General features: G+C 60.5%; 23 protein-coding genes. 19 read left to right on the forward strand and 4 right to left on the reverse strand.

The annotated features are described in order from the left end of the window. Position 1: 1 nt before the first annotated feature. Together AC30D9_RS16360 and AC30D9_RS16365 are read right to left on the reverse strand one after the other, a co-directional pair. Positions 2–1,168, reverse strand: a complete 1,167-nt coding sequence (locus AC30D9_RS16360; protein WP_490144407.1) for an RHS repeat-associated core domain-containing protein — start codon at positions 1,166–1,168, stop codon at positions 2–4. 316 nt (positions 1,169–1,484) lie between these two features. Next, a complete protein-coding gene (locus AC30D9_RS16365; RefSeq protein WP_490144408.1) occupies positions 1,485–3,392 on the reverse strand; it encodes a hypothetical protein in 1,908 nt (635 codons plus the stop codon). Positions 3,393–3,734: 342 nt separating this feature from the next. On the opposite strand from AC30D9_RS16365, the gene flhA reads away from it, so the two are divergent. The 14 genes from flhA (at position 3,735) to AC30D9_RS16435 (ending at position 18,328) form a co-directional block, all read left to right on the forward strand. Beyond that, entirely contained in the window at positions 3,735–5,864 is a 2,130-nt protein-coding gene (flhA, locus tag AC30D9_RS16370) for a flagellar biosynthesis protein FlhA (protein ID WP_490144409.1), read from the forward strand. 11 nt (positions 5,865–5,875) lie between these two features. Next, a complete protein-coding gene (flhF, locus tag AC30D9_RS16375) occupies positions 5,876–7,225 on the forward strand; it encodes a flagellar biosynthesis GTPase FlhF (RefSeq protein WP_134923308.1) in 1,350 nt (449 codons plus the stop codon). Positions 7,226–7,341: 116 nt separating this feature from the next. Next, positions 7,342–8,172 (forward strand): flagellar synthesis regulator FleN, encoded by an 831-nt coding sequence (gene fleN / locus AC30D9_RS16380; RefSeq protein ID WP_003184001.1) that lies wholly within the window; start codon positions 7,342–7,344, stop codon positions 8,170–8,172. Then, the gene (gene fliA, locus AC30D9_RS16385) at positions 8,169–8,915 is read left to right on the forward strand and encodes an RNA polymerase sigma factor FliA (protein WP_109751358.1); all 747 of its coding nucleotides are present in this window, start codon (positions 8,169–8,171) and stop codon (positions 8,913–8,915) included. The genes fleN and fliA overlap by 4 nt, the downstream gene beginning before the upstream one ends. A gap of 167 nt (positions 8,916–9,082) precedes the next feature. Beyond that, entirely contained in the window at positions 9,083–9,454 is a 372-nt protein-coding gene (locus tag AC30D9_RS16390) for a chemotaxis response regulator CheY (protein ID WP_003199125.1), read from the forward strand. Positions 9,455–9,472: 18 nt separating this feature from the next. Continuing rightward, complete coding sequence (locus AC30D9_RS16395; protein ID WP_057448511.1) at positions 9,473–10,258, forward strand: protein phosphatase CheZ; 786 nt, start codon at positions 9,473–9,475, stop codon at positions 10,256–10,258. A gap of 30 nt (positions 10,259–10,288) precedes the next feature. Next, positions 10,289–12,544 carry a chemotaxis protein CheA gene (locus AC30D9_RS16400; protein WP_134923309.1) on the forward strand — a complete coding sequence of 752 codons (2,256 nt, stop codon included), beginning with the start codon at positions 10,289–10,291 and terminating at the stop codon, positions 12,542–12,544. Positions 12,545–12,592: 48 nt separating this feature from the next. Continuing rightward, on the forward strand, positions 12,593–13,723 hold the full coding sequence (locus AC30D9_RS16405; protein ID WP_134923310.1) for a protein-glutamate methylesterase/protein-glutamine glutaminase: 1,131 nt from the start codon (positions 12,593–12,595) through the stop codon (positions 13,721–13,723). Then, entirely contained in the window at positions 13,723–14,463 is a 741-nt protein-coding gene (locus AC30D9_RS16410; RefSeq protein ID WP_003199135.1) for a flagellar motor protein, read from the forward strand. The genes AC30D9_RS16405 and AC30D9_RS16410 overlap by 1 nt, the downstream gene beginning before the upstream one ends. A 216-nt stretch (positions 14,464–14,679) precedes the next feature. After that, positions 14,680–15,564 (forward strand): flagellar motor protein MotD, encoded by an 885-nt coding sequence (gene motD / locus AC30D9_RS16415; protein WP_134923311.1) that lies wholly within the window; start codon positions 14,680–14,682, stop codon positions 15,562–15,564. 49 nt (positions 15,565–15,613) lie between these two features. Beyond that, positions 15,614–16,405 carry a ParA family protein gene (locus tag AC30D9_RS16420; protein WP_018606550.1) on the forward strand — a complete coding sequence of 264 codons (792 nt, stop codon included), beginning with the start codon at positions 15,614–15,616 and terminating at the stop codon, positions 16,403–16,405. Between the two features lie 96 nt (positions 16,406–16,501). Further along, on the forward strand, positions 16,502–17,374 hold the full coding sequence (locus AC30D9_RS16425) for a CheW domain-containing protein (RefSeq protein ID WP_134923312.1): 873 nt from the start codon (positions 16,502–16,504) through the stop codon (positions 17,372–17,374). Between the two features lie 72 nt (positions 17,375–17,446). Continuing rightward, the gene (locus tag AC30D9_RS16430) at positions 17,447–17,932 is read left to right on the forward strand and encodes a chemotaxis protein CheW (RefSeq protein ID WP_003199144.1); all 486 of its coding nucleotides are present in this window, start codon (positions 17,447–17,449) and stop codon (positions 17,930–17,932) included. Next, a complete protein-coding gene (locus tag AC30D9_RS16435) occupies positions 17,933–18,328 on the forward strand; it encodes a DUF2802 domain-containing protein (protein WP_060738629.1) in 396 nt (131 codons plus the stop codon). Between the two features lie 247 nt (positions 18,329–18,575). Here the strand turns inward: AC30D9_RS16435 and AC30D9_RS16440 are convergent, their stop codons facing one another. Continuing rightward, positions 18,576–18,905 carry an EscU/YscU/HrcU family type III secretion system export apparatus switch protein gene (locus AC30D9_RS16440; RefSeq protein ID WP_307571514.1) on the reverse strand — a complete coding sequence of 110 codons (330 nt, stop codon included), beginning with the start codon at positions 18,903–18,905 and terminating at the stop codon, positions 18,576–18,578. Continuing rightward, entirely contained in the window at positions 18,902–20,473 is a 1,572-nt protein-coding gene (fliK, locus tag AC30D9_RS16445) for a flagellar hook-length control protein FliK (protein WP_307571513.1), read from the reverse strand. The genes AC30D9_RS16440 and fliK overlap by 4 nt, the downstream gene beginning before the upstream one ends. A 197-nt stretch (positions 20,474–20,670) precedes the next feature. Here fliK and ccmA point away from each other — a divergent pair, with 197 nt between their 5' ends. The 5 genes from ccmA (at position 20,671) to ccmE (ending at position 23,446) form a co-directional block, all read left to right on the forward strand. Further along, a complete protein-coding gene (gene ccmA, locus AC30D9_RS16450) occupies positions 20,671–21,306 on the forward strand; it encodes a cytochrome c biogenesis heme-transporting ATPase CcmA (RefSeq protein WP_490144410.1) in 636 nt (211 codons plus the stop codon). After that, complete coding sequence (ccmB, locus tag AC30D9_RS16455) at positions 21,303–21,971, forward strand: heme exporter protein CcmB (RefSeq protein ID WP_003199151.1); 669 nt, start codon at positions 21,303–21,305, stop codon at positions 21,969–21,971. Before ccmA ends, ccmB begins: the two co-directional genes overlap by 4 nt. A gap of 94 nt (positions 21,972–22,065) precedes the next feature. After that, a complete protein-coding gene (locus AC30D9_RS16460; RefSeq protein ID WP_134923316.1) occupies positions 22,066–22,821 on the forward strand; it encodes a heme ABC transporter permease in 756 nt (251 codons plus the stop codon). Next, positions 22,818–22,994, forward strand: coding sequence for a heme exporter protein CcmD (gene ccmD, locus AC30D9_RS16465; RefSeq protein ID WP_134923317.1), 177 nt, complete (start codon positions 22,818–22,820; stop codon positions 22,992–22,994). The genes AC30D9_RS16460 and ccmD overlap by 4 nt, the downstream gene beginning before the upstream one ends. Continuing rightward, positions 22,991–23,446, forward strand: coding sequence for a cytochrome c maturation protein CcmE (ccmE, locus tag AC30D9_RS16470; RefSeq protein WP_109751369.1), 456 nt, complete (start codon positions 22,991–22,993; stop codon positions 23,444–23,446). Before ccmD ends, ccmE begins: the two co-directional genes overlap by 4 nt. The last annotated feature ends 3 nt before the right edge of the window (positions 23,447–23,449 follow it).

Raw genomic sequence — 23,449 nt, forward strand, 5'->3', positions numbered from 1 at the left:
ATTATTGAGGGTTGGGACGCGGCATATTCCGAATCGTCTCTTCCCAACGATCATAATCGCCACGACTTAGGACGGGATCCCACTCTTCTGCCCAAATCGGATCGACCCCTTGCAAACTTCCCGATTTTGCTTTACGTAAAAATTTGTTATGGATGCGCAACTTGTTGAAGTCCGCTACGTATCTTACAACTCCTACATTATCTGCTTTATAGTACATTTTCTGGTTTCCTAGGTAGTCATGAATATGGTTGTAGAAATTGACTCGGGAATAGGGTTCGAGGTGTTCCGACGCAAGAACTAAACCCGGATTATTTAGACCGCTTGAAAGAGTTTTATTGAAATTCGTTATTTTTGAATAGGCCATTCCTGTAAGGTCTAATGTGTTGGGTACCAGTGAAGACGTTACAGTTTTGTAGACTGGACCTCGCCCTTCGAGGTGGTGCTCGAACGTTGTAATATGCTCATCCCAACCTTTCCTCTGGATAACCTGATGGTGGTGGAAATCCGTCTCGATGCGTAACCTTCTGAGTCCCTTTTCATATAAGGTATCGGGGCCGCTTAAATGTTGCTTCAAGGGCACAGGGGGGGTGGAGTGTCTGGAGGTGGCAGCTCTTCGAAACAAACGCGGAAAATTTTTGAAAAGCCCCATCGTTCCGTTAGGATCGCTCCTGTTTATCGGGTCGCCTGAGCAATATGCATAAGCGTTCAATCCACCGACGCCAAATGGACTAAAACGATCAGGGCTATTAAACCGCATTAACGTTGGGTTGAACGCTCGGTAACCATTCCCCAACAAATAATGCCCAGTCACCGGGTCCGGTCGCTCCCCATTGAAGCCGAGCAGGCTCAGCAAACCGTTGCCGATAGGGCGATGTCCATAGGACGAATAGGCGAAGGATTGCGATTCGTTAGGGGCGATGGCATGCAAGACCGAGCGTTGTTGATCGGTCGCTAACAACGTCGCCTTCCTTTCACCGGCCTGGGTTTCAGCCTGGCCCAGCAGTTGGTCGTCGTGTTGGAAAAATGACCGGTTGACGACGCCATCAATCTCGGTGGCCAGGCGTGATTTGCAGTAAAACCGCTGGATCGGGGCGTAGGCCTCCACGGCATGGCCCGTAAGGCGATCCAACGGATCGTAGCGGTAGCTGCAAAGGGGAATGGTTGGCATGACTACGCCCAATGGCGATGAGGAATGTCATTATCGAGATTCGGACTGGGGAGGGTAACTAGCAGAATTGTTAGTGTTTCTTGTTCCATATCCATCGTCCGACAGGACTTTTGTTTTGTTTCAAGAAGGCCTACGTCCACCAGATCCGCCCGCACCGCGCGGGGCAAGGGCAAGCGTCCCGAACCCTCAAGGACTTGCCAATTTCGCCGAATTTGCGGCGTGATTCCTAGATGTTCATCGGCCCTTGAACGGCCCTGCGTTGTCAGCGAGGGGTATGGGAAGAGGGGAAAGCTGCCGTCGGCAGTTCAAAGTTTTTTCATTCGTTATCCAGCCCCTGCCAACTGCGCCACTTGCCGATGCTGGCAACGTATCGATAGTGAAGGGTGTCGCCTCTTCTCAGTTGTGCGGAGGCGCCTGATTCGAGATTGGTGCCCATGACGGTAGCGGTATAGGTTGCGTTGGAGGTGAGGGTAACAGTGTCGCCCTGCCATGCATTGGCAGGCAGGGTGATTTGCGCGATCCAGTCGCCATCCTTGAAGTGCACCCGCGTCTGCTCTGTGCCGGTATCTGCCATCTGGGCCCCGGCCTGGGCCGCGCCGTAGGAGTGTATGGCTGGCTTGACCGGCTGCCAGACGCCTTGATTGAACATGAAGAGATATTTGTCTCCCCGTTGGCAGCGGTAGACTCTCCGCCCGGATTGACGATGGATCTGGCTGTAATAGCCGGCGCTCGATGATATCTCGACATAGCTGTAGGTCGGTGCAGACATCGGTAGGCTGATGTGTTCCGTCCAATTACCATCCCCTGTCTGGTACTTAATGAGTTTTTCATCGGCGAGCGGGGCAGGAACCGTGTTTCCCGAGCTGTTGGGAGTATAAGTCCGGGTATTTTGCAATACCCACTTCTTATGGGTGTATTGAAAGAGCACCACGTTATTTTGCGCCAGCGTAATGATCCCATTTGGAAAGTCACTGTTGGATGTATGCAACAGGGTTTGCAACTGGGCGCGGCAAATGATCAGCATCGTGGCTGCGTCCGGCGGGTTGGAGGGGGCGAACAGCGATGAGGACCAATTACCATTGGAGGTTTCAACGACGATTGCGTGGTAGTCGTCGTCCATCATGCCCCCCGGAATATTATTGGGGGTCCAATGTACGGAGGCTCTTTTTCTGTTTCTGAGGCTGTTGGCATAGATGCAATTATCGACAAAGCGGTGACGCAAGGACCAATCGGTGTTGATGATAAAGAACTTCATGATCGGCGAATTATTTTCACCCGCTGCAAACCAGTTCATGACGTCCGATGACATATCGTCCGGTTGATAGACCAGGGTGTATTTATGGGCCTGGATGGCGCGCAATTGATAGTCGGGCTTTGTCTCGTTGCCAACCCGATCGATGAAACTCTTCAATTCGCTGCTGGAGGGCCGATCCTTGCCGATCCAGCGCTGGTTAACGCCCGGCCAGAACAGCGGGTCTCGTTGCTCATCGTTGTAGGCGATCACAACGGTTCTCTGCAGGGCCCATAGCTGCCTGAGCACCAGGGCCTTCCATTTGGGCTCTATTAATTTACTGCCCAGGCGATTCTTGATAACCGTGGCCAGTTCGCGGTGTGCCGCGACGGTGAAATTCTTGAAGTCATGAAAGTCGAGGATGACCACCTCGTTGCGGTGGGCCGTGTGGAGATTGATGACGGCCTGCAAAACGTCACCTTCAATGTTCCTGCCAGAGTTCGAGCTGTGGAAGATTGCGAACCTTCTCCGATCACCTTGCGGGTAGCCACTGAAAAACTGGACCCTCAGGTCGAGCGCCCTGATGCCTGTTTGCAATTGGCTGTGAGGCGACACGTCCTGGCAGGTATCGTAGCTGTTGGAGTAAGAAGCCTGCTTGTCCATGCCGGCGTTGTGGGTGCCGGGCAGGATCAATTCATCAATCCGCAGGTTGCTGGTGGCATAGCGGCCCATCCAGTCAGTACGGATATTATTGAATGGTGAGCAGATGCCATCACTGACGCTGCCACTCGGGCACCAGCCGATCCTGGGTGACGAAAGAAATTCTTCGTCTGGAGGCGCGTCACCGTTGGATGACTGCTCATCGCAGGTTTCCAATTCGTCGGTAGGGTACGGGGGAAACTCTGGAGCCCTATAAGGCTTCAATACACCGTTTTCGTCCAGGTCGTCTGGATTCACATCCATTTGCACGGCAAGGGAAATATTGTCGGTCATGGCAAGCCCCCCTCTGGGTTGTTGCGGCTGTCCTCGATATCTCCACAGTCGCTCTGTCACTCATTCAATACCTCCGCGTCTGTCTCAACCACTCTCATAAGTGTCAGGTTGACGTTCCGCTTCAGGAGTGTTAGCGGCAAGTGTGATCGGGCCTATATACGAAGATGGCCATTAGTCCTTTGCTCCGAGGCTCATATCGGCGGGTGCGCGGAATTTAAGGCCTGGAGCCTCATGAGCGAGCGATATTTCCAGTTCCCGCAAAAGTTGGACGGCTTTTTGCACATGCAGGTTTTACGGCGCTCCGGGCGTCAAAAGTTTGCTTCACAGGAACGGGGAATATTGGTGGATCGCTCTCAGTTACTCAGCACCGCGCGCAGCAATGTCGTAGACCTCAGCCGGGGTAATCTGGGCGTGCCGCTGTTGCTGCTGGTCATGCTCGCCATGATGATGCTGCCGGTACCACCGTTCCTGCTGGACGTGTTTTTCACGTTCAACATCGCCCTGTCGATTGTCGTGCTGCTGGTGTGCGTATACGCCCTGCGGCCGCTGGATTTCGCCGTATTCCCGACCATCCTGCTGGTGGCCACGCTGTTGCGCCTGGCGCTGAACGTGGCGTCCACCCGGGTGGTCATGCTCCACGGCCAGGACGGGCACGCTGCCGCCGGTAAGGTGATCCAGGCCTTCGGTGAGGTGGTGATCGGCGGTAACTACGTGGTCGGTATCGTGGTCTTCGCCATCTTGATGATCATCAACTTCGTCGTGGTGACCAAGGGCGCCGGGCGGATTTCCGAGGTGAGCGCGCGTTTCACCCTCGATGCGATGCCGGGCAAGCAGATGGCGATAGACGCCGATCTCAACGCCGGCCTGATCGACCAGAGCCAGGCCAAGCTGCGTCGCCTGGAAGTGGCCCAGGAAGCCGAGTTCTACGGTTCCATGGACGGTGCCAGCAAGTTCGTGCGCGGTGACGCCATCGCCGGCCTGCTGATTCTGTTCATCAACCTGATCGGCGGCATGGCCGTCGGTATCTTCCAGCACGACATGACTTTCGGCGACGCTGGCAGGGTTTACGCCTTGTTGACCATCGGTGACGGTTTGGTGGCGCAATTGCCATCACTGTTGTTATCCACAGCGGCCGCGATCATGGTGACCCGTGCTTCGGGCTCCGAAGACATGGGCAAGCAGATCGGCCGGCAAATGTTCGCCTCGCCCAAGGCCCTGGCCGTTGCTGCCGGCCTGATGGCGGTGATGGGCCTGGTGCCGGGGATGCCCCATATTTCCTTCCTGAGCATGGCTGCCGTGGCCGCGGGCGGTGCCTACCTGTTCTGGAGAAAGCAGAACGTGCAGAAAATCCAGGCCCTGCAAGAGGTCAAGCGCCAGCAGGAACTGCTGCCGTCGCCGGCCCGTGCCATGGAAACCAAGGAATTGGGCTGGGATGATGTGACGCCAATCGACATGATCGGCCTGGAAGTCGGCTATCGTCTGATTCCATTGGTCGACCGCAACCAGGGTGGTCAGTTGCTGGCGCGGATCAAGGGGGTGCGCAAGAAGCTCTCCCAAGACCTGGGCTTCCTGATGCCTACCGTGCATATCCGTGACAACCTCGACCTGGCGCCGAGCGCCTATCGGCTGACCTTGATGGGGGTGATCCTGGCCGAAGCCGAGATCTACCCTGACCGCGAACTGGCGATCAACCCCGGGCAGGTCTACGGCAGCCTCAACGGCATCACCGCCAAGGATCCGGCTTTCGGCCTGGAAGCGGTGTGGATCGAAATCAGCCAGCGGGCCCAGGCCCAGTCCCTCGGCTATACCGTGGTGGATGCCAGTACGGTGGTGGCGACCCACTTGAACCAGATCCTGTACAAGCACTCCAGCGAGCTGATCGGCCACGAAGAAGTCCAGCAACTCCTGCAAGTACTGGCAAAAGGCTCGCCGAAGCTGGCGGAAGAGCTGGTGCCGGGTGTGGTTTCGTTGTCGCAGTTGCTCAAGGTGCTGCAGGCGTTGCTGGCCGAGCAAGTGCCGGTGCGCGACATACGCAGTATCGCCGAGGCTATCGCCAACAACGCGTCCAAGAGTCAAGATACCGCCGCCTTGGTGGCCGCGGTTCGGGTCGGCGTATCCCGCGCAATCGTCCAAAGCATTGTAGGCACTGAGTCCGAGCTGCCTGTGATCACTCTGGAACCAAGGTTGGAACAGATATTGCTCAATAGTCTGCAGAAGGCAGGACAAGGCTCGGAAGAGGGTGTTCTGCTGGAGCCAAGCATGGCCGAGAAGCTGCAGCGTTCGCTGATCGATGCAGCCCAGCGGCAAGAGATGCAAGGCCAACCGGTGATCCTGCTGGTGGCCGGTCCGATTCGCGCGATGCTCTCGCGATTCGGGCGCCTCGCGGTCCCGGGGCTGCATGTGCTGGCGTACCAGGAAATACCGGACAACAAGCAAGTGACCATCGTTGCGACAGTAGGGCCCAACGGCTGAGGTAGTGGTTTATGCAAGTGAAGCGTTTTTTCGCCGCCGATATGCGTCAGGCCATGAAGCTGGTTCGTGACGAGCTGGGCGCTGAAGCAGCCATCATCGGTAATCGCCGGATCGCCGGCGGTGTCGAGCTGACGGCCGCCCTGGATTACAAATTGTCGGCGCTGGCCCCACGCGTTCCGAACATGGAGCTCGAAGACGAGCTGCGCAAGACCCAATCACGCATCGCCAGCGCCCAGGCCGAACTGAGCCTGCGCAGCAGCGAAGGCGAGGCAGTGGCAGGCACCAATCGTCAATTGTTCGCCGGTCAGCCGCTGACTGCCGGCTTGCCGTTGACCGCTGCCGAGCCGCTGATCGAGCAGGCCCAAGCCGAACCGCGTCGTCCTGAACCGGCACCCGCAGCACCTGCCCGGGGTGTCGACCCGCGTGCCCTGGACTCGATGCGCTTTGAGCTCAATAGCCTGCGCGAATTGATGGAAGTCCAGCTCGGCTCCCTGGCCTGGAACCAGCTGCAAGGCAGCCGTCCAGCCCAGGCCAACCTGTGGCGTCGCCTGCAACGCATCGGCCTGTCCGGCCCGTTGTCCCGTGACCTGCTGGCATTGATCAATGGTATCGAAGAGCCTCGCCAGGCCTGGCGCATGTTGCTGGCGCACCTGGCGCGGATGATCGTCACGCCGGAAGTCGAGCCGCTGGAAGAGGGCGGGGTGATTGCCATGGTCGGTCCTGCCGGCATGGGCAAGACCACCACCCTGGCCAAGCTCGCCGCCCGCTACGTACTCAAGTACGGCGCCCAGAGCATCGCCCTGGTGAGCATGGACAGTTTCCGCATTGGTGCCCAGGAGCAACTCAAGACCCTGGGACGGATCCTCAACGTGTCGGTGACCCATGTGGATCCGGGCCAGTCCCTGGCCCAGGCATTGGAACCGTTGCTGCGCAAGCGCGTCGTACTGATCGATACCGCGGGCCTGCAAGCCAGCGATCCGGCCCTGCGCATGCAGCTCGAAAGCCTGGCCGGACGTGGCATCAAGTCAAAAAATTATCTCGTGTTGGCAACCACCAGCCAGAAACAGGTTCTAACCGCCGCATATCACAGCTACAAACGCTGCGGGCTGGCCGGCTGCATCCTGACTAAGCTGGACGAAACGGCAAGCCTGGGCGAGGTGTTGAGCCTGGCGATCGGTCATGAACTACCGGTGGCCTACCTGACCGACGGGCCGCGGATCCCGGATGATTTGCATCTGCCGCGCCGTCATCAACTGGTCAGCCGAGCCGTGAGTGTGCAAATGCAGGAAGAACCCAGCGAAGAAGCCATGGCTGATATGTTCGCTGATATCTACCACAGCCCGACCAAGCAGGTTGGCTGAGGTAATCATGAATATTTTTTGTACCTACATCGATGGTCTGCCATGCATTGTTCCGTATGCGAACGCGCAGCCAGTAATGTGGCCTCCGTCTAAGTAAGACAAGGTAAAGAACGAACATGGGCAGCATGCATCCCGTACAGGTGATCGCGGTGACCGGCGGCAAAGGTGGCGTCGGGAAGACTAACGTGTCAGTGAACTTGTCCCTGGCTCTGGCAGAGCTTGGCCGACGGGTCATGCTGCTGGACGCCGACCTGGGCCTGGCGAACGTCGACGTGCTGTTGGGGCTTACACCCAAACGCACCCTGGCGGACGTGATCGAAGGCCGTTGCGAACTGCGCGACGTGCTGTTGCAGGGGCCGGGCGGGATTCGCATCGTGCCGGCTGCCTCCGGCACCCAGAGCATGGTTCACCTGACCCCGGCCCAGCACGCCGGCCTGATCCAGGCTTTCAGCGACATCGGCGACAACCTCGATGTGCTGGTGATCGACACCGCGGCCGGTATCGGCGACTCGGTCGTCAGTTTCGTACGCGCTGCCCAGGAAGTGCTGCTGGTGGTCTGCGACGAACCGACGTCCATCACCGACGCCTATGCCTTGATCAAGCTGTTGAACCGCGACTATGGCATGAACCGCTTCCGCGTCCTGGCCAACATGGCCCAGAGCCCGCAGGAGGGCCGCAACCTGTTCGCCAAGTTGACAAAGGTCACGGATCGCTTCCTGGACGTCGCCCTACAATATGTCGGCGCCGTGCCCTACGACGAAAGCGTACGCAAGGCTGTCCAGAAGCAACGTGCCGTTTATGAAGCCTTTCCACGTTCCAAGTGCGCGCTGGCGTTCAAGGCGATCGCCCAGAAGGTCGATACCTGGCCGTTGCCGGCCAACCCGCGCGGGCATCTGGAATTTTTCGTCGAGCGTCTTGTGCAACAAACAGCAGGGCCCGTGCTATGACAGCCAGCGGTTACAACCATCTCTACAAAAAATCGGCACGGGACGCCCAATACGAATTGATCGAGCGTTACGCGCCACTGGTCAAGCGTATCGCCTACCACTTGCTGGCGCGGTTGCCGGCCAGTGTCCAGGTCGAAGACTTGATCCAGGCGGGCATGATCGGCCTGCTCGAAGTGTCGAACAAATACGACGCGAGCAAGGGCGCCAGTTTCGAGACGTATGCCGGTATTCGCATTCGCGGGGCCATGCTCGATGAAGTCCGCAAGGGCGATTGGGCGCCACGCTCGGTGCACCGCAATACTCGCATGGTCAGTGATGCAATTCGGGCAATTGAAGCTAAAACCGGGCGTGACGCTAAAGATCACGAGGTTGCGGCCGAACTCCAGTTGAGTCTCGATGATTATTACGGGATTTTGAACGATACCTTGGGCAGCCGCCTGTTCAGTTTCGACGACCTGTTGCAGGACGGTGGTGAACACGAGGGGCTGCACGAGGATGGCGCGAGTGCTCACATGGAGCCATCGCGTGACCTGGAAGATGAACGTTTCCAGAGCGCGCTGGCGGATGCGATTGCCAATTTGCCGGAGCGTGAGCGACTGGTCTTGGCGCTGTACTACGACGAAGAGCTGAACCTCAAGGAAATCGGTGAGGTCCTGGGGGTCAGCGAATCGCGGGTCAGCCAGTTACACAGCCAGTGCGCGGCCCGTTTGCGGGGGCGTTTGGGGGAGTGGCGAGCGCGTTGACAGGCAGTGTGGGGACACTGCGAACGAGGCTGGCCTGGCAAGTACTGCGCCAGTCTCCATCCGTTGTGCTCCAGACTGTTGTCGAGTGTTGTGCCGGATTGATTGAAATGGCGCGTCCAGGTGCTGGGCGCGTTTAAGACTGCTTGGAGGTCGAATTGGACAAGAACATGAAAATCCTCATCGTTGATGACTTCTCAACGATGCGGCGGATCATAAAAAACCTGTTGCGTGACCTTGGGTTCACCAACACGGCCGAAGCAGATGACGGGACCACTGCGCTCCCTATGTTGCACAGTGGCAACTTCGATTTTCTGGTCACCGACTGGAACATGCCGGGCATGACCGGTATCGACCTGCTGCGCCAAGTGCGTGCCGACGAAAAACTCAAGCATCTTCCGGTGCTGATGGTCACTGCCGAAGCCAAGCGCGAGCAGATCATCGAAGCGGCCCAGGCCGGTGTCAACGGCTATGTGGTCAAACCCTTCACGGCCCAGGCGTTGAAAGAGAAGATCGAAAAAATCTTCGAACGCATCGGTTAACGGCGCCACGGGGGAGCTATGGACAACGAATCTTCAATGGGCGATTTCGAATCGACCCTGAAAAAACATGCCCGCGAACTGGTCGACAGCCTTGAAAAAGGTCGCTTTGGCGATGCGGTTCAAATGATCCATGAGCTCAACCAGACCCGTGATCGCGGTCTGTATCAGGAAGTGGGCAAGCTCACGCGTGAATTGCACAGCGCGATTGTCAATTTCCAGATCGACCCGAATATGCCGCAGGCCGAGGAAGTCTCGCAGATCACCGACGCCACCGAGCGTCTGGGGTATGTGGTCAAGCTGACCGAGGCCGCGGCCAACCGCACCATGGATCTGGTGGAAAGCGCCACGCCGCTGGTCAATGGCCTGAGCGATGAAGCCCAGGCCTTGAGCACCGACTGGGGCCGGTTCATGCGTCGCGAAGTCGGGGCTGAAGAGTTTCGGGAACTGGCCCGTCGGGTCGACGGTTTCCTGACGCGCAGCAGCACCGAGAACCGCGCCGTGGCAAGCAACCTCAACGACATTCTGCTGGCCCAGGACTATCAAGACCTGACCGGCCAGGTGATCAAGCGTGTGACCCAGCTGGTCACCGAAGTGGAAAGCAACCTGCTCAAACTGGTGTTGATGGCCAGCCAGGTCGACCGCTTTGCAGGTATCGAACACGACCGTGAAGCGATGCTTGCTGAAAAAGATCCACAAAAACATCTCTCTCAGGGTGAAGGTCCGCAGATTCATGCCGATAAAAGAGAAGACGTTATGTCCGGTCAGGACGATGTGGACGATTTGCTGTCCAGCCTTGGATTCTGAGTTTTAGCCCTGTTTTAGGAGCAGCCATTAATGAGCTTCGGCGCCGATGAAGAGATCCTTCAGGATTTCCTGGTTGAGGCCGGCGAGATTCTAGAGCAACTGTCCGAACAACTGGTCGAGCTGGAAAGCCGACCCGATGATGCGGATCTGCTCAATGCAATTTTTCGCGGTTTCCACACTGTAAAAGGAGGCGCCGGCTTCCTCCAGCTCAACGAGCTGGTGGAGTGCTGTCACATTGCCGAGAACGTGTTCGACATCCTGCGCAAGGGTGAGCGTCGCGTTGATTCGGAACTGATGGACGTGGTGCTTGAAGCGCTGGATGCGGTCAACAGTATGTTCAGCGAAGTGCGTGAGCGCTCGCCGATTACCCCTGCCACCCCCGAGCTGCTCGCCGCGCTGTCGCGCCTGGCCGAGCCGCAATCGGCTGACGAAGCCGCACCGGTTGCCGAGGCAGTGGTCGAAGAACCGGTCGCCGAGGAATCGGGCGACATCACCGATAACGAATTCGAACAACTGCTGGACTCGCTCAATACCGTCAAGGCCCAGGCCGAGGCGCCGGCCGCTCCGGCAGCACCTGCTGCGCCAGCCGCCGATGGGGCTGCCAGCGATGAAATCACCGATGCTGAGTTCGAGTCACTGCTCGACCAGCTTCATGGCAAGGGCCAGTTCGCGCCTGATGCCGTCGCTCCGTCGACGGCCCCGGCCGCCCCGAAAGCCGCAGGCGACAGTTCGGACATCACCGACGACGAATTCGAAGCGTTGCTCGATCAGTTGCATGGCAAGGGCACCTTTGCCGTGGACGCTCTGGATTCGGCTATCGCTTCGGCGCCGACACCGGCCAAGCCCGCCGCCGCTGCCGCTGGCAGCGACCTGATCAGCGACCACGAATTCGAATCACTGCTCGATGAGCTGCATGGCAAGGGCAAGTTCAGCGAAGTCGGTACCGCTTCTGCTGCGCCTGCCGCCGCCACTGCGGCGACATCGGCGGCCAAGGCTGCGCCCAAACCCGCTGCCAAGGCACCGGAACCCAAGGCCGAGCCCGCCAAGCCTGCCGCTGCTGCTCCGGCTCCCGCCCGCGCCCCAGCGGCCGCGCCAGCGGAAAAGCCGGCCAGCGAAGCCGAGACCACCGTTCGGGTCGATACCGCACGCCTGGACGAGATCATGAACATGGTCGGCGAACTGGTGCTGGTACGTAACCGTCTGGTGCGCCTGGGCCTCAACAGCCAGGACGAAGCCATGTCCAAGGCCGTGTCGAACCTCGACGTGGTCACGGCGGACCTGCAGACCGCGGTCATGAAGACCCGCATGCAGCCGATCAAGAAAGTCTTCGGGCGCTTCCCGCGCCTGGTTCGCGACCTGGCTCGCCAGCTCAAGAAAGAAATCAACCTGGAACTGGTGGGTGAAGAGACCGACCTCGACAAGAACCTTGTCGAGGCCCTGGCCGACCCGCTGGTCCACTTGGTGCGCAACGCGGTCGACCACGGTATCGAGTCGCCGGAAGAGCGCGAAGCTTCAGGCAAGGTCCGCAGCGGCAAGGTGATCCTGGCCGCCGAGCAGGAGGGCGACCACATCCTGCTGTCGATCTCCGACGACGGCAAAGGCATGGACCCGAACGTACTGCGCTCCATTGCGGTGAAGCGCGGCGTGATGGACAAGGATGCCGCCGACCGCCTGAGCGACACCGAGTGCTACAACCTGATCTTCGCCCCGGGCTTCTCGACCAAGACCGAGATTTCCGACGTGTCGGGCCGTGGCGTGGGCATGGACGTGGTGAAAACCAAGATTTCCCAGCTCAACGGTTCGATCAATATCTACTCGACCAAGGGCCAGGGCTCGAAGATTGTCATCAAGGTCCCGTTGACCCTGGCGATCATGCCGACCCTGATGGTGATGCTGGGCAACCAGGCCTTCGCCTTCCCGCTGGTCAACGTCAACGAGATCTTCCACCTCGACCTGTCGCGCACCAACGTGGTGGACGGCCAGGAAGTGGTGATCGTACGGGACAAGGCACTGCCACTGTTCTACCTCAAGCGCTGGCTGGTCAGCTCCGCGGCCCATGTGGAGCAGGGCGAAGGCCATGTGGTGATCCTTTCGGTGGGCACCCAGCGGATCGGCTTCGTCGTCGACCAGTTGGTGGGCCAGGAAGAAGTGGTCATCAAGCCGTTGGGCAAGATGCTCCAGGGGACCCCGGGCATGTCCGGCGCCACCATCACCGGCGACGGCCGCATCGCGTTGATCCTCGATGTGCCAAGCATGCTCAAGCGTTACGCCGCCCGGCGTATTTGATTCTGGAGGGGCGGGGCCCAGGGCCGCGCCTCGTCTAACGGAGTGTTTATGGTAGTTAAAGTCCTGGTGGTGGACGATTCGGGGTTTTTCCGCCGCCGCGTCTCGGAAATTCTTTCGGCGGACACGAGCATTCAGGTCGTCGGTACCGCGACCAACGGCAAAGAAGCGATCGATCAGGCCCTGGCACTCAAGCCGGACGTGATTACCATGGACTACGAGATGCCGATGATGGATGGCATCACGGCCGTGCGGCATATCATGCAGCGCTGCCCGACTCCGGTATTGATGTTCTCGTCCCTGACCCATGAAGGCGCCCGGGTGACCCTCGATGCGTTGGACGCGGGTGCGGTGGATTTCCTGCCGAAAAATTTCGAAGACATTTCGCGCAACCCCGACAAGGTCCGGCAGTTGCTGTGCGAAAAGGTCCACAGTATTTCCCGCAGCAACCGGCGTGTCGGTGGCTACAGCGCTCCCGCGCCAGCCCCTGTCGTGGCGCCGAGTCCGGCGCCGACGTCGTCGGGCAGCTTCAATCCGCCCCCGGTACGCAGCGCTCCGGCACCGGCTCCTGGCCGTCCGGCGCCCGCCGCCAGTGCATCGTCGCCAGCCCCCAAGCGTAAAGCCTACAAGCTGGTCGCCATCGGCACGTCCACGGGTGGCCCGGTGGCGCTGCAACGGGTCCTGACCCAGTTGCCGGCCAACTTCCCGGCCCCCATCGTACTGATCCAGCACATGCCGGCGGCGTTCACCAAGGCTTTTGCCGAGCGCCTGGACAAGCTATGCAACATCAGCGTCAAGGAAGCCGAGGATGGCGACATCCTGCGTCCCGGCCTGGCGTTGTTGGCGCCAGGTGGCAAGCAGATGATGATCGACGGCCGTGGCGCGGTGAAAATCCTGCCGGGCGACGAGCGTCTGAACTACAAGCCGTGCGTGGACATTACCTTCGGTTCCGCGGCCAAGTCCTACGGTGACAAAGTTCTGGCGGTGGTACTCACCGGCATGGGCGCCGACGGTCGCGAAGGCGCGCGCCTGCTCAAGCAGGGCGGTAGTGCGATCTGGGCCCAGGACGAAGCCAGCTGCGTGATCTACGGCATGCCAATGGCCATCGTAAAAGCCGATCTTGCCGACGCGGTGTACGGGTTGGACGACATCGGTAGACACCTGGTCGAGGCCTGCCTGTAATGGATGTGCTCAGCCTGATCGGCATCATCATGGCGTTCGTCGCCATCATTGGCGGTAATTATCTGGAAGGCGGTCACCTGGGCGCGCTGGCCAACGGCCCGGCGGCATTGATTGTGCTCGGTGGCACCATTGGCGCTGCGCTGTTGCAGTCGCCCATGAGTGCCTTCAAGCGCGCCATGCAAGTGCTGATCTGGATCCTGTTCCCGCCGCGGGTCGACCTGGCCGGCGGTATCGACCGGGTAGTGAACTGGAGTCTGACCGCTCGCAAGGAGGGCTTGCTGGGTCTGGAAGGGGTGGCCGATGCCGAACCCGACAGCTATTCGCGCAAAGGCCTGCAATTGCTGGTGGACGGCGCTGAGCCGGAAGCCATCCGCAGCATTCTGGAAGTGGACTTCTACACCCAGGAAAGCCGCGACATCGAAGCGGCCAAGGTATTCGAGAGCATGGGCGGCTACGCGCCGACCATCGGCATCATCGGCGCGGTGATGGGGCTGATCCATGTGATGGGCAACCTGGCCGACCCGTCGCAGTTGGGCAGCGGCATCGCCGTGGCGTTCGTCGCCACGATCTACGGCGTGGCGAGTGCCAACCTGGTGCTGTTGCCCATCGCGGCCAAGCTCAAGTCCATCGCGTTGCGCCAATCGCGCTATCGCGAAATGCTGCTCGAAGGGATCCTGTCGATTGCCGAAGGTGAAAACCCGCGCTCCATTGAACTGAAGCTGCAAGGCTTCATGGACTGATGAAAAGCGTAGGGCGTTCAGGCATGTGCCGCCCTTGTGGCGAGGGGATTTATCCCCGCTGGGCCGCGAAGCGGCCCCAAAACCTGGCGTCTCGGTGTGCCAGATTGATCGAGTTGTTTGCTTTGGGGCTGCTGTGCAACCCAGCGGGGATAAACCCCCTCGCCACAAGGGCGGCGGCAGGCTCTGTTTCGTCATTTACTATGGGCACGTTCTAACATGGCACGTCGCAGGCATCATGAAGAACACGTCAACCATGAACGCTGGCTGGTTTCCTATGCCGACTTCATTACGTTGCTGTTCGCCTTTTTCGTGGTCATGTATTCGATTTCGTCGGTCAACGAAGGCAAGTACAAAGTCATTTCCGAGGCGTTGATCGGTGTCTTTACCGACTCCGACCGCGCCCTCAAGCCTATCCCTATCGGCGATGAGCGGCCCAAGAGCAGCACCCCGGCCAAACCCTTGATCAAGGACAGCGAACAGGTCGATGCCGGTATCGCCGGTGGCAGTGATCCATTGAAAAGCATCGCCGACGACATCAGCGCCGCGTTCGGCGACTTGATCAGCTCCAACCAGATGACCGTGCGCGGCAATGAGCTGTGGGTCGAGATCGAGCTCAATTCCAGCCTGTTGTTCGGCAGCGGCGACGCGATGCCCAGCGACATGGCCTTCAACATCATCGACAAGGTGGCGGCGATCCTGAGGCCCTTTGACAATCCGATCCATGTCGAAGGCTTCACCGACGACCAGCCGATCCGTACCGCGCAGTACCCGACCAACTGGGAGTTGTCCTCGGCCCGTTCGGCGAGCATCGTGCGCATGCTGGCGATGCAGGGTGTGAACCCTGGGCGCCTGGCATCGGTGGGCTACGGCGAGTTCCAGCCGGTCGCCAATAATGCCACTGCCGAGGGGCGTGCGCGCAACCGACGGGTGGTGCTGGTAGTGTCGCGCAACCTCGATGTGCGTCGTAGCCTGACCGGTACCGGTACGGCCAATGCAACCCCGGATGCGGCATTGAAGCGGGCTGGCACACAAACTGCACCGGCTCCGGTCAAGCCGCCGGGAAGACAGAGTGCCGTCAATTCTCCGTCACCCGCTTTATAACCGAGCTATTTCTCGGTCGAGCCTGTTTCGGCCGGGAGGAACGATCCGAATGAGAGTCTGGGCAGTCGCCAATCAAAAAGGTGGTGTGGGCAAGACCACATCTTCCATCGCTTTAGCCGGGTTGCTGGCCGAGGCGGGCAAGCGCGTGGTCATCGTCGACCTGGACCCCCATGGCTCGATGACCAGCTATTTCGGCTACGATCCCGATAGCCTGGAGCACAGCAACTACGACCTGTTCCTGCACAAGGGCGTTGTGCCCGAGGGCTTGCCGGGGCAGTTGCTGTTGTCCACCAGCGACGAGCGAATCTCCCTGTTGCCCTCGAGCACCGCCCTCGCCACCCTGGAGCGACAGTCGCCCGGGCAGAGCGGCCTTGGCCTGGTGATCGCCAAGAGTCTGGCGCAGCTGTGGCAGGATTTCGATTACGCGATCATCGACAGCCCGCCGTTGCTGGGTTTGCTGATGGTCAATGCCTTGGCTGCCAGCCAGCAACTGGTAATCCCGGTACAGACCGAGCACTTGGCGGTCAAAGGCCTGGAGCGCATGGTCAATACCCTGGCGATGGTCAACCGCTCGCGCAAGCAGACGCTGGCCTTCAACATCGTGCCGACCTTGTTCGATCGTCGCACCCAGGCGTCCCTGGGCACCCTGCGCGTATTGCGGGACATGTATCCGGATGACATCTGGCAAGGCTATATCCCCGTCGATACCCGCCTGCGCGACGCCAGCCGGGCCGGAGTCACCCCTTCGCAATTCGATGGCAAGAGCCGTGGCGTGCTGGCCTACCGGGCGCTGCTCAAGCACCTGCTGGCCCAGCAGCTTGTTCCGCAGCAGGTGGCTTAAGGTGACGAGGCTTTCCACTGGCACTGTGTTCGCTTGCGAACGCTCAAGTCCTACCGCATTCATGCCGATAACCTCTTCAAGTGGCGCACTGTTCCCATGAGCCGCCCGATAAAGACAACCTCGCGTCCGCAAATGGCCCTGCAATCCTATCTGGATGGGCTGTTGCAGGAAGCGACCGAAGAATTGCCACCGCAGCCAAGTGTGATCGAGGCGTCGCCCGAGCACGTCGAAGCCAAGGGTGTGCTGGACGAATTTCAAGCGGCCGTGCTCGAAGAGCAGGCCCGTGATGCACAGAAATCAGTTATGGCGGCAGCGGTCGAGGCACCGTTTATCAAGCCTCAGGTGGCGGTAATGGACGCGCCTGCGCCGATCCTGGCGCCGGTCTCCACCGTTGCCCCGCTGCTGCAGGGCCTGGTGACGCCGGTGGTGGAAGTCCACTTGCCGCCGAGCAACCCACCGCCTCCGGTGCCGGGCGACGACCGTCCGGCCTGGGCTGCCGAACCGTTCGAGTGTTTGTTGTTCGATGTGGCCGGGTTGACCCTGGCGGTGCCGCTGGTATGCCTGGGATCGATTTATTCCCTGGCCGGGCAGGAGTTGACGCCGTTGTTTGGCCAGCCCGACTGGTTCCTCGGGATCCTGCCGAGCCAGGCCGGCAACCTGAAGGTGCTGGACACCGCGCGCTGGGTCATGCCGGACCGTTATCGCGATGACTTTCGCCAGGGCCTGCAATACGTGATTTCTGTGCAGGGTTACGAGTGGGGATTGGCGGTGCATCAGGTCAGCCGTTCGCTGCGCCTGGACCCGAACGAGATCAAGTGGCGCAGCCATCGAGGGCAACGGCCATGGCTGGCCGGTACGGTGATCGAACACATGTGCGCCTTGCTGGACGTTTCCGAACTGGCGGAGCTGATCGCCAGCGGCGGGGCAAAACACCTGGGCGGCAGCAAGCCGGTCCAGAAACCGAAATAAGACAACCGGGGGCGCGCAGCGTCGCCGGACAGAATACACGCCGCCACAGGCGGTTTTTCGAGGGGTCAGGGTATGAATGATAAGGCGTCGTCTCAAAAGGGTTCTGAAGATCCGATTCTGCAATGGGTGACCTTCAAGCTCGATAACGAAACCTACGGCATCAACGTGATGCGCGTTCAGGAAGTGCTGCGCTATACCGAGATCGCCCCGGTACCGGGTGCACCGAGCTACGTGCTGGGCATCATCAACCTGCGTGGCAATGTGGTCACGGTGATCGATACCCGCCAGCGCTTCGGCCTGATGAATGCCGAGATCAGCGACAACACCCGGATCGTCATCATCGAAGCCGACAAGCAAGTGGTTGGCATCATGGTCGACAGCGTCGCCGAAGTGGTTTACCTGCGCCAGTCGGAAATCGAGACTGCGCCGAACGTGGGTAACGAAGAGTCGGCCAAGTTCATCCAGGGCGTGTGCAACAAGAACAACGAGTTGCTGATTCTGGTTGAACTGGACAAGATGATGAGCGAAGAAGAGTGGTCGGAACTGGAGAGTATCTGATTGATTCTTGAGGTAGCAGTCATTGTCCTGTTCCTTTTCTGGGCAGGCACGCTGGCGATGTTCCTGGCGTACATACGCGGCCAGCGGCAGATTGCCGCTCAGCAGGCCCAGGGCGATGCGCTGCGCGACCAGCGCATCAAGGACCTGGCCAAGCGCGTCGACGATTACCAGAACGGCACCGTGCGCATGGGCGAAGCGCTCCATGAGCTGCGTGCCGTGGTCGCGCCGTTGCCGGATAAACTCGCCCAACTGGAACAGCGCGACCCCTCCAGCCTGTCCTTCGCCCAGGCCGCCCGCCTGGTGGGCATGGGCGCCAGCGTCGATGAACTGACCCAAGCCTGCGGCCTGACCCAGGCCGAGGCGGAGTTGATGAGCAAGCTGCACCGAGGCGGCTGATCGCTCTAGCCCCCGATCCAACTAATGTGGGAGCGAGCCTGCTCGCGATAGCGGTGTGACAGTCAATAGCGATGTTGAATGTGAGTCCGTCATCGCGAGCAGGCTCGCTCCCACAGGTTTTTCTGGCGCCCCAATCTTTCCAGCCCAGCCCCCGTGGCGAGGAGATTTATCCCCGCTCGGGTGCGCAGCAACCGCAAAAAAGGGGGGCGCTGCGCAACCCAGCGGGGATAAATCCCCTCGCCACAGATCAGTAATCGTCACCACGCTCGGTCACATCCTTTTCGACACTCGGCGCATTCGGGTCATGGCCCTGGGGGAACTTGCCCTTGAGGTTCCAGGCGAACGCGATGATCTCGGCAATCGTGCGGTACAACTCTTCCGGGATGCTGTCGCCCAATTCCAGACGTGCCAACAGCTTCACCAACTCGGCGTTTTCATAGATCGGCACTTCGCTTTCGCGGGCGATGCGCAGGATTTCCTCGGCCAGGGCTTCGTCGCCCTTGGCGGTGAGGGTCGGGGCGTGGTGGCCATCGTACTTGAGGGCAATGGCCTGGCGGGGTTCGGTGTGGGTCGTCATGCGGTTTCGTCCACCCAGCGTTGTTCCAGGCGAGTCTTGGGGCCTTGGGGCGGGGTGCCGAGGTGGCAGTCCAGTTCGCCGACGTTCAGGCCGCAGGTTACCAGGCGCTCGCGTAGTGCGGTCAGGTTGCTTTCGATCAGGCTTGCGGTGTACGGCCGTTCTGCCCACAACTGGCTGGACAGGCTGCCGCTGAGCAACTGGGCCTGAACCTGCAACGGGCCGAGCGGTTCCATGTCGAACGCCAATTCCACCCGCCAGAGCTGCTGTTTCGGCTCGCGTTCTTCCCGGCGCTCTTGTGGTTGCTCCCGGGGCGGGGTTTCCTCGCGCTGGAACTTGACCTGCAACGGCACGATGTCCTGCATGTTGCGCATCGGGATTTCCAGTTGCCAGGTGCTCATCAGCCGACCATCGTCGGTCAGCCCGGTCTGTTCCAGGCTCGACAACTGATGGCTTTGCAGGCGTGACACGGCGGCAGCGGCCAGGCGCAGCAGGTGTTCCAGGTCGCCGCCTTCGTCCTGCTCTTTCAACTGGCGCGAGGGCAGCGGAAAGCTGGTGGGTTGCGGCTTGGCGCTGACCTGGCCGAGCATCCCCAGGGCGCTGCGCACGAAACTCGGCAGGACCTGGGCCAGTGTGTTGGCGGCAATGACGGCGCCGAGGTTAGTGGAGGCGGGCAGGGCCGGTGTCAGTTGGGCGATCAGTTTCAACAGGTCGCCTTTCATGTCCGGCACCAGGCTCGGTGGTTGCCCGGCGAGCAATTTGCTTTCCAGGAACACGCCGCTGGCGACCATGGCCTGGGCCAAGCCTTTGGGCGTGCTCAGTTGCTGGACATCCGGCAGGCCAGCCAGCAAGCGAGTCACCGCGGCGCGCAGCTCGGTGCCGGTGTCGTCAGTGACCGGCAGGTTTTGCAGGGCGGTGATCAGACTGTCCAGCGAACCCTGGCGGCTCACTTGGGTGACCAGTTGCTGGCTCACCGCCAATTGCTCGTGGCGGTTGCTCAGTGGAACGAATTTCAGCGTCTGGGCATCCTGCACCTGGGCGCTCAAGAGCGTGCCGATGCGCAGCGGTTGCGGGCTGTCGATGTCCAGGGTGCTGCCAGCCTGGACGGTGTTGAGCAGGCTCACCAATGACCGATAGACCACCGGCTGCCCGGGCATCGAGGGCAGCGCCTGGCTGGTCAATACCTTGCCTTGCAGCAACGTGCCGACCGGCATTTGTGCCGTGTCGATGCGGGTCAAGGTGGCGACGCTGGAGGCCACGGCCTGTTGCACGGCAATCGCCAGGTTGCTGGCGGACGGCTGGGTCACGGCCAGGCTGGTGCCCTGGGGCAGCGGCTGGCTGCTGGTGGCCTGCACGGTGGTCTGGCGGCCGCTCTCCAGGGTGACCTTGAGCAGCAACTGGAAAGTCTGGTCGGCCTGCTTGAGCGAGAGCACTTCGGCCTGGGCGGTCTGGCCCGAGCTGATCAGGCCTTCGGTCGGCACCAGCAGTTTGAGCAGCTCGCCACTGACCACCGGCGTACGCGTCGTCGCGGTGGGCTGGGGCAGCGGCAGGATGTTCATGTCGCCTGTCATTTGCGGTCTTACCTGGGAAAATAAGCCCTCTTTAGAGTAGGGCATGACATGTATAATGCCGCCCGTCTTTCAGGGAGTGGCGAAAACCTTGCAATTGTTTGACGCAGCTCTGTGGAACAGGTCGTCAAAGCATCTATGCTGCACCTCTTTAACGGCCGCTGCACCGCCGACTTGAACCGTATAAGGCCCGCGATCCCTTGACCAGTCCTCTCCTGCAAACCGTCGGCCTCGCCTGTGAGCGAGACTTGCGGCTGCTTTTCGAAAAGCTCGAATTGAGACTCTCGCGTGGCGATATGGTGCAGATCAGTGGCCCCAACGGCAGCGGCAAGACCAGCCTGCTGCGCCTGCTGGCCGGGTTGATGCAGCCCACCGCAGGCCAGGTGTTGCTCAACGGCCAGCCCTTGCACAGCCAGCGCAGCGAACTGGCCCGTAACCTGCTCTGGATCGGCCATGCCGCCGGTATCAAGGACTTGCTGACCCCCGAAGAAAACCTCAGTTGGCTGTGCGCATTGCATACGCCGGTCGGGCGCGAGGCGATCTGGCAGGCGTTGGCGGCGGTAGGGCTGCGCGGTTTCGAAGACGTGCCGAGCCACACCTTGTCCGCTGGTCAGCAACGCCGAGTGGCCCTGGCCCGGTTGTACCTGGACAGCCCACCGTTGTGGATTCTCGACGAACCGTTCACCGCCCTGGACAAGCAGGGCGTCGCCCAGCTCGAGGAACACTTGGCCCGGCACTGTGAAAACGGCGGGATGGTGCTCTTGACCACCCACCACACGCTGGCGCGGATGCCAGCCGGTTATCGCAACATTGATCTGGGGAACTGGGCCGTATGAGTGTGTTTGGCCTGTTGCTTGCCCGCGAGGCACGCCTGCTGTTCCGTCGTCCGGCCGAACTGGCCAACCCGCTGGTGTTCTTCGCGATCGTCATCGCGCTGTTCCCGTTGGCGGTCGGTCCGGAGACTCAATTGTTGCAAACCTTGTCTCCGGGACTGGTCTGGGTCGCCGCGCTTTTATCGGTCCTGCTCTCGCTGGACGGGCTTTTCCGCAGTGATTTCGAAGACGGTTCACTGGAACAGTGGGTCCTTTCGTCGCACCCCCTGGCCCTTCTGGTTTTGGCCAAGGTACTGGCACACTGGGTTTTTTCCGGGCTGGCACTGGTACTGCTCTCGCCGTTGCTGGCGATGATGCTGGGGCTGCCCGGCGCGTGCATGCCGGTGCTGCTGGTATCGCTGTTGTTGGGCACGCCGGTGCTGAGCCTGCTCGGTGCGGTGGGCGCGGCGTTGACGGTGGGGTTGAAGCGCGGCGGCCTGTTGCTGGCGCTGCTGATCCTGCCGTTGTATATCCCGGTCTTGATCCTGGGCAGTGGTGCCTTGCAGGCGGCGTTGCAAGGCATGCCCGCGACGGGTTATCTGCTGTGGCTTGGGAGCCTGACCGCCCTGGCGATAACCTTGACACCCTTTGCAATAGCCGCTGGCCTGAAGATCAGCGTCGGCGAATAATAACGAGGCCTGGTCAGAAACTGACCACTTCTTTGGAAGTAAAGGCCGCCCCGGCGGTTCGTGATGGCGAGCCGCAACCGTGATGGAAACAGTAATGAACTGGACCTGGTTTCATAAGCTCGGCTCACCCAAGTGGTTCTACGGCATCAGCGGCAAACTGCTCCCATGGTTGAGCATCGCGGCGCTACTGCTGATTGGTTCTGGCGTGGTCTGGGGCCTGGCCTTCGCACCGCCGGACTACCAGCAAGGCAACAGCTTCCGCATCATTTATATCCACGTGCCCACGGCGATGCTGGCCCAGTCCATCTACGTGATGCTGGCGGTGTGCGGTGTGGTCGGGCTGGTGTGGAAGATGAAGCTGGCCGACGTGGCCCTGCAATGCGCCGCGCCCATTGGTGCCTGGATGACCGCCGTGGCACTGGTGACCGGTGCGATCTGGGGCAAGCCGACCTGGGGTTCGTGGTGGGTCTGGGATGCGCGACTGACGTCGATGCTGATCCTGCTGTTCCTGTACTTCGGTCTTATTGCGCTGGGCAACGCCATCAGCAATCGTGACAGTGCCGCCAAGGCCTGCGCGGTGCTGGCGATTGTCGGCGTGATCAACATCCCGATCATCAAGTACTCGGTGGAGTGGTGGAACACCCTGCACCAGGGCGCGACGTTCACCCTCACCGAAAAACCGGCGATGCCCGTTGAAATGTGGCTGCCGCTGTTGCTGACCGCGCTGGGTTTCTACTGTTTCTTCGGCGCGGTGCTGTTGCTGCGCATGCGCCTGGAAGTGCTAAAGCGCGAATCCCGGGCCAGTTGGGTGAAGGCCGAAGTACAGAACAGCCTGGAGGTCGCTCGATGAGTTTCGCTTCATTCGGCGATTTCCTCGCCATGGGTCATCATGGCCTGTATGTCTGGTCAGCCTATGGCATCTGCCTGGTGGTGCTGGCCCTCAACGTGGCGGTGCCGATCGTGGCCCGCAAGCGGTATCTGCAACAAGAGGCGCGTCGTCTGCGCCGGGAGAACGGTCAGTGAATCCGCTGCGCAAAAAACGTCTTGTCATCATTCTTGCGATCCTGGTGGGTGTCGGTGCCGCGGTCGCCCTGGCCCTCAGTGCCTTGCAGCAGAACATCAACCTGTTCTACACCCCGACCCAGATCGCCAACGGCGAAGCGCCCAAGGACACCCGTATCCGCGCCGGCGGCATGGTGGAAAAAGGCTCGCTGGTGCGCTCCGGGGATTCGCTGGACGTGAAATTCAATGTCACCGACTTCAACAAGACCGTGACCATCACCTATCGCGGCATCCTGCCGGACCTGTTCCGCGAAGGGCAGGGCATCGTTGCCCTGGGCAAGCTCAACGCCGACGGCGTGGTGGTGGCCGACGAAGTGCTGGCCAAGCACGACGAAAAATACATGCCGCCGGAAGTGACCAAGGCCCTGAAAGACAGCGGCCAGTCGGCGCCCGCTCCTGTGAAGGAGGGCTGATCG

It is taken from the genome of Pseudomonas sp. DF11, assembly GCF_058148565.1.

Excerpts from the sequence above, each read along its gene's own strand:
- AC30D9_RS16360 (WP_490144407.1), bottom strand. The coding sequence starts at position 1,168 with ATGCCAACCATTCCCCTTTGCAGCTACCGCTACGATCCGTTGGATCGC.
- AC30D9_RS16400 (WP_134923309.1), top strand. The coding sequence starts at position 10,289 with ATGAGCTTCGGCGCCGATGAAGAGATCCTTCAGGATTTCCTGGTTGAG.
- ccmD (WP_134923317.1), top strand. The coding sequence starts at position 22,818 with ATGAGTTTCGCTTCATTCGGCGATTTCCTCGCCATGGGTCATCATGGC.
- ccmB (WP_003199151.1), top strand. The coding sequence starts at position 21,303 with ATGAGTGTGTTTGGCCTGTTGCTTGCCCGCGAGGCACGCCTGCTGTTC.
- AC30D9_RS16460 (WP_134923316.1), top strand. The coding sequence starts at position 22,066 with ATGAACTGGACCTGGTTTCATAAGCTCGGCTCACCCAAGTGGTTCTAC.
- AC30D9_RS16410 (WP_003199135.1), top strand. The coding sequence starts at position 13,723 with ATGGATGTGCTCAGCCTGATCGGCATCATCATGGCGTTCGTCGCCATC.
- fliA (WP_109751358.1), top strand. The coding sequence starts at position 8,169 with ATGACAGCCAGCGGTTACAACCATCTCTACAAAAAATCGGCACGGGAC.
- AC30D9_RS16405 (WP_134923310.1), top strand. The coding sequence starts at position 12,593 with ATGGTAGTTAAAGTCCTGGTGGTGGACGATTCGGGGTTTTTCCGCCGC.
- AC30D9_RS16395 (WP_057448511.1), top strand. The coding sequence starts at position 9,473 with ATGGACAACGAATCTTCAATGGGCGATTTCGAATCGACCCTGAAAAAA.
- motD (WP_134923311.1), top strand. The coding sequence starts at position 14,680 with ATGGCACGTCGCAGGCATCATGAAGAACACGTCAACCATGAACGCTGG.
- AC30D9_RS16440 (WP_307571514.1), bottom strand. The coding sequence starts at position 18,905 with ATGACGACCCACACCGAACCCCGCCAGGCCATTGCCCTCAAGTACGAT.
- AC30D9_RS16425 (WP_134923312.1), top strand. The coding sequence starts at position 16,502 with ATGAGCCGCCCGATAAAGACAACCTCGCGTCCGCAAATGGCCCTGCAA.
- AC30D9_RS16390 (WP_003199125.1), top strand. The coding sequence starts at position 9,083 with ATGAAAATCCTCATCGTTGATGACTTCTCAACGATGCGGCGGATCATA.
- AC30D9_RS16430 (WP_003199144.1), top strand. The coding sequence starts at position 17,447 with ATGAATGATAAGGCGTCGTCTCAAAAGGGTTCTGAAGATCCGATTCTG.
- fleN (WP_003184001.1), top strand. The coding sequence starts at position 7,342 with ATGGGCAGCATGCATCCCGTACAGGTGATCGCGGTGACCGGCGGCAAA.
- AC30D9_RS16420 (WP_018606550.1), top strand. The coding sequence starts at position 15,614 with ATGAGAGTCTGGGCAGTCGCCAATCAAAAAGGTGGTGTGGGCAAGACC.
- fliK (WP_307571513.1), bottom strand. The coding sequence starts at position 20,473 with ATGACAGGCGACATGAACATCCTGCCGCTGCCCCAGCCCACCGCGACG.
- AC30D9_RS16365 (WP_490144408.1), bottom strand. The coding sequence starts at position 3,392 with ATGACCGACAATATTTCCCTTGCCGTGCAAATGGATGTGAATCCAGAC.
- flhF (WP_134923308.1), top strand. The coding sequence starts at position 5,876 with ATGCAAGTGAAGCGTTTTTTCGCCGCCGATATGCGTCAGGCCATGAAG.